Genomic DNA, 4,405 nt, shown 5'->3' with positions numbered 1-4,405 from the left:
AACACCGCCCTCGACGGCATGGGCAACAGCACCGCCGGCTCCACCGTCGCCATGTGGGCCCCCAACAACAGCACCAACAACCAGTGGACCATCACGAACGTGTGAGGTCGCCGACCTGATCACCGTGCGCTTCGCCGCGACCGTCCACCGGTCGCGGCGAAGCCCGCCCCGGTGCGCACCGAAGGGACGGCCGGAACGCCGCCGAGCCCGGAGGGTCGCGACGCGCCCCCGACCGGCCCGGCCGCCGTGACCGGCGCCTTTCCCTGAACTCCTCGTCTGCGGGCCCGGCAGGCAACGGGTAGATCTTTCTGCGTCCTGTGTCAAATGTAACCCTCGGACGGCTACAGTTCCCGCGTGCGTTTCATCCCTTTTGTCATGATTTCTGCCGCTCTCGCGACGATCACCGCCTCCCCGGCACGGGCGATCACGAATGGTTCGCCCGACCTGACCGTTCACCCGCAGGTGGGAGCGATCATCGGCGACATGCCCAACGATGACGGCACATGGTCCTACTGCACCGGCACGCTCATCTCGCCGACCGTCTTCCTCACCGCCGCCCACTGCGCGGAACCGGGGCAGAAGAGCGCCCAGGTCTCCTTCTCCAGCCGCTACCGGCCGGGAGACAAGATCTACACCGGTCGCTACGTCCTCGACTCACGCTACAAAGACGAGTCCGATCTTCATGACATGGCCGTCGTCGTCTTCGACGCGGCGATCCCCGGCATCACGCCCGCCAGGTTGCCCACCGAGGGACTGCTCGACCGCCTCAAGGCCGACAAGACCCTGAAGACGATGAGATTCACCCCGGTCGGGTACGGCGCCATGGCCTCGGTCAAGGTCAAGCACAGGACACGGCTGACCTACACCGACACCCGCTACCAGGCGTCCATCTCCTTCGAGGCCCTCACCCGCGACTGGCTCAAACTGTCACTGGACCCCTCCAAGGGCGACGGCAGCACCTGCTTCGGCGACTCCGGCGGCCCGAACTTCCTGGGGGGACCCACCTCGGACCTGCTCGTGGCCACGACCATCAGCGGGGAGGACGAGGCGTGCAAGAAGATCAACTACGACTATCGCCTGGACACCCCGGCGGCCCGGAGTTTCCTCAAGAGGTTCGTCACACTCCCCTGAACGGGCGATCGCCTCTCCGGACGGCCCTTCGGCGCACGACCAGGCCTTACCGCACAGGACCTGACCGGCCCGTCACACACGAAGCCGGGTCGCCCCGGCGACCGGGCTGCCATGGACCACCTCGATTGACGCAACCAGTTGATTGCTATAAGTTGGATAGCAATCAACTGGTTGCTACATGGAGGCGGACATGACATTCCCCGACCAGATCGAGCGCACGATCCAGCTGGCCCACCCGCCGGAGCGAGTCTGGGAGGCACTCACCACCGCCGAGGGCCTGGGCACCTGGTTCGGCAACCGCGCCGAGATCGATCTGCGCGTCGGCGGCCAGGCCAAGCTCACCTGGGACAGCGGCGACACCGCCGTCCTCACCGTCGAGCGCCTCGAACCGCCGCGCGTCTTCGGCTACACCTGGCCGGTCTACGGCCTTCCCGACGGGGATCCACGACGCACCTACGTGGAGTTCACCCTGGAGCCCACCGGCACCGGCACCACGCTGACCATGGTCGAGAGCGGGTTCGCGCAACTGCCGGACGCCGAAGAGCACAAGGTCGCCTACTCTGGCAACACGGAGGGCTGGTCGAACGAACTGAGTGAGCTGGTTGCGTACCTCGATGGACAAGCCTGATCCGGAGGCGGTCGCGCAGGAGGTCTTCACCGCCCTGGCCGATCCGAGCAGGCGCGAGATCCTCGCCGCGCTCGCGGCCAGGGGGCCGGCCACCGCCACGGATCTGGCCGCCCAACTGCCGATCACCCGGCAGGCCATCGCCAAGCATCTCGCCCTGCTGGCCGAGGCGGGGCTGGTGGTGGCCGAGCCGGGAGAGCGGCGCCGGGTCCGCTACCGATTGAACTCCGCGCCCATGAAGGTGGCACAGCAGTTCCTCGCGGCCCTCGCCCGCGACTGGGACGGCCCCCTGGCAGCCCTGCGAGATCGCTTGAAGTAAGGGGCCCACCCCCCTCACCGGGACGACCCCGTGCCACACGGGGTCGTCCCACCCGTCAACCTCGTCGCCCCGCCCGCAGTGGCCCGCACCCACAGGGAGCGTCCGATGTTCGATCCGGTCGCGATGATCCTCGCCGACAAGGCGACCAGGCGCCACGTACTGTCCGCCCGCCCGAACGCGCCCATAAGACCCGAGCGCCCGCCACGGCGGCGCGGCGACGCCATACGCCGACTGACCGCGAGGGCCCTGCGCCGCCTCGCCGACCAGGTTGAGCCGCGCCGCGTCGACGCCTCCGTGCCGGCGCCGTAACCGCTCGCGACCCCGGCCGGGACCGGATCCCGTTCGGGTCTCGCGGAGAGAGCGGACCTCTCGGGCGCCCGGCACGGCGAGACCGGCCGCCCGACATACCCGCCCGCAACTCGGCAGGCAGTTCATGCCGCGACGTCCGATTGCTGAATTATTCATCTTGGCCGGCATGAAAGATGCACGCGCTTTTGATGATTGATGCTCTGGCCGCCCTTGGCCTGCGACCACATAATTGATTTACACCCGGAACAATTATGTCGACGCCAAGGAGAGTGAAAATTGTCGGCCAAGACCATGCTTCTCCTGTCGGCAGGCGTTCGTATTCGCCCACGATCCACGGACGGCTGCTGAGCGCCGACAGCGGCTCGCCCGGCCGCGTGCCATTGAGACGGTTGTGCTCGAAACAGCCACTCGGGTCATCGGTCGTCACGGGAACATACGGGCTTAAATCGACGCCGAGAATAGCCTAATCCGTGCCAGGAGACAGGAGAAAGAAATCATGGACTCTCAGGTTAAGAAGCCACCACCACTGCTTCTTTTGTGCCTCGCCCAGTTCATGCTGACGCTCGACTTCGCGATCGTGAACGTCGCGCTGCCATGGATCAAGACCGACCTGTCCTTCACCTCCGGCGCCCTGCCCTGGGTCGTCGGAGCGTACGCGCTGTTCTACGGCGGCTTCCTGCTGCTCGGCGGGCGCGTGGGCGACATCATCGGCCGCAAGCGCATGTTCGTGTGGGGCCTCGCGATCTTCACGATCGCCTCCCTGGTGGGCGGTTTCGCGACCTCCTCCATCGTGCTCATCGCCGCCCGCGCCCTGCAGGGCTTCTCGGCCGCGGCGGTGGCTCCGGCCGTGCTGGCGATGATCGGTGCGGGCTTCCCCGAGGGGGAGGCGCGGGCCAAGGCCATGGGCGTGTTCGGCGCCGTGTCCTCGGTGGGCTTCGCCGGTGGCGTGCTCGCCGGCGGTGTGCTGACCGAGATCTTCGGCTGGCGTGCCGTCATGTTCATCAACGTCCCGGTCGGCATCGCGATGGTCGTGCGCGCCGCGATCCGCCTCGACGACGACAGCGTGTCGACGCGCTCCTCGCGCATCGACGTCCCCGGCGCCATCCTGGTGACCGCGAGCATGTGCGCGATCGCCTACGCCCTCACCATCGCCTCCGACGAGGGCTGGGGCAGCGCCGGTGTGCTGACCCCGCTGATCGCGGGAGCCGCGCTGCTCGTCGTGTTCCTCTTCGTGCAGACCCGCGTGTCCGCGCCGCTGGTGCCGCTCTCGATCTTCCGTAACCGCGGGGTGACGGGCGGCAACCTGGTCGCGTTCCTGTCGGGTGGCGTCATGTCCATCTCGACGTTCTTCATCACGCTCTACATGCAGCAGGTCCTGGGCTTCTCGGCCATCCTCACCGGGCTCGCGTTCTTCCCGCAGGCCCTCGTGGTCGTGCTGGCGTCGCTGCCGGTGGCGAAGACGACCGCGCGGATCGGAGCCCGTCCGGTGCTGGTCGTCGGCGCCCTCTTCCTGGTCGTCGGCTCGCTGGTGCTGGCGCTCGCGCCCGCCAACGGCTCGTTCCTGCTGAACGTGCTGCCCGGAGGCGTCCTGCTCGGCGTCGGTGTGACGGTCATGATGATCAGCACCGCGGTGGCGGCCACGTCCGGTGTGGCCGGTGCCCAGATGGGCCTCGCGTCGGGTCTCTACAACTCGAACCGCCAGCTCGGGGTCGGGCTGTGCCTCGGCGTCGCGGTGGCGGTGGCCTCGCTCGTCGGCGGGACGGGACAGGGCATCTCCGTCGACGGGATCCAGACGGCGTTCTGGCTCTCCACCGCGCTCTCCGTGGTGATCGTGATCATCTCCGCGACCGTTCTTCCGGCGGTGCGCAAGCCGGCTCCCGCCGCTCCCGCGGCTTCCGTCCCGGAGGCCAGGTCCGCCTCCGTGGCCGGCGCCTAGTCTTCGGCGGGTCTTCGGCGGATCTTCACAGGGAGAGGGCCGGTCCCGGCGCACGCCGGGGGCGGGCCCCGCCCGGGGGAGAAGC

The 4,405-nt window shown here is 68.4% G+C and carries 5 protein-coding genes; all 5 read left to right on the top strand.

Features of this window, described 5'->3' with window-relative positions; genetic code table 11:
* Positions 1-375 precede the first annotated feature (375 nt).
* The 5 genes from AB0B96_RS40730 to AB0B96_RS40710 all read left to right on the top strand — a co-directional run bounded on the left by AB0B96_RS40730 (position 376) and on the right by AB0B96_RS40710 (position 4,320).
* Positions 376-1,131 (top strand): trypsin-like serine protease, encoded by a 756-nt coding sequence (locus tag AB0B96_RS40730; protein ID WP_362907657.1) that lies wholly within the window; start codon positions 376-378, stop codon positions 1,129-1,131.
* Positions 1,132-1,321: 190 nt separating this feature from the next.
* Complete coding sequence (locus AB0B96_RS40725; protein ID WP_362907655.1) at positions 1,322-1,759, top strand: SRPBCC domain-containing protein; 438 nt, start codon at positions 1,322-1,324, stop codon at positions 1,757-1,759.
* Positions 1,746-2,075, top strand: a complete 330-nt coding sequence (locus tag AB0B96_RS40720; RefSeq protein ID WP_362907653.1) for a metalloregulator ArsR/SmtB family transcription factor — start codon at positions 1,746-1,748, stop codon at positions 2,073-2,075. The genes AB0B96_RS40725 and AB0B96_RS40720 overlap by 14 nt, the downstream gene beginning before the upstream one ends.
* A 105-nt stretch (positions 2,076-2,180) precedes the next feature.
* A complete protein-coding gene (locus AB0B96_RS40715) occupies positions 2,181-2,384 on the top strand; it encodes a hypothetical protein (protein WP_362907651.1) in 204 nt (67 codons plus the stop codon).
* 496 nt (positions 2,385-2,880) lie between these two features.
* On the top strand, positions 2,881-4,320 hold the full coding sequence (locus tag AB0B96_RS40710; protein ID WP_362907649.1) for an MFS transporter: 1,440 nt from the start codon (positions 2,881-2,883) through the stop codon (positions 4,318-4,320).
* Positions 4,321-4,405 lie beyond the last annotated feature (85 nt).

Origin of the sequence: Streptosporangium sp. NPDC049046, from assembly GCF_040649155.1 — a bacterium.
Taxonomy (GTDB): domain Bacteria; phylum Actinomycetota; class Actinomycetes; order Streptosporangiales; family Streptosporangiaceae; genus Streptosporangium.
Note: the sequence above shows the minus strand (reverse complement) of the source record. Positions and strands in the feature narration are given on the sequence as shown.

Bases quoted from the DNA above. Each gene is read 5' to 3' on its own strand.
- AB0B96_RS40730 (WP_362907657.1), top strand. From the start codon at position 376: ATGATTTCTGCCGCTCTCGCGACGATCACCGCCTCCCCGGCACGGGCG.
- AB0B96_RS40725 (WP_362907655.1), top strand. From the start codon at position 1,322: ATGACATTCCCCGACCAGATCGAGCGCACGATCCAGCTGGCCCACCCG.
- AB0B96_RS40720 (WP_362907653.1), top strand. From the start codon at position 1,746: ATGGACAAGCCTGATCCGGAGGCGGTCGCGCAGGAGGTCTTCACCGCC.
- AB0B96_RS40715 (WP_362907651.1), top strand. From the start codon at position 2,181: ATGTTCGATCCGGTCGCGATGATCCTCGCCGACAAGGCGACCAGGCGC.
- AB0B96_RS40710 (WP_362907649.1), top strand. From the start codon at position 2,881: ATGGACTCTCAGGTTAAGAAGCCACCACCACTGCTTCTTTTGTGCCTC.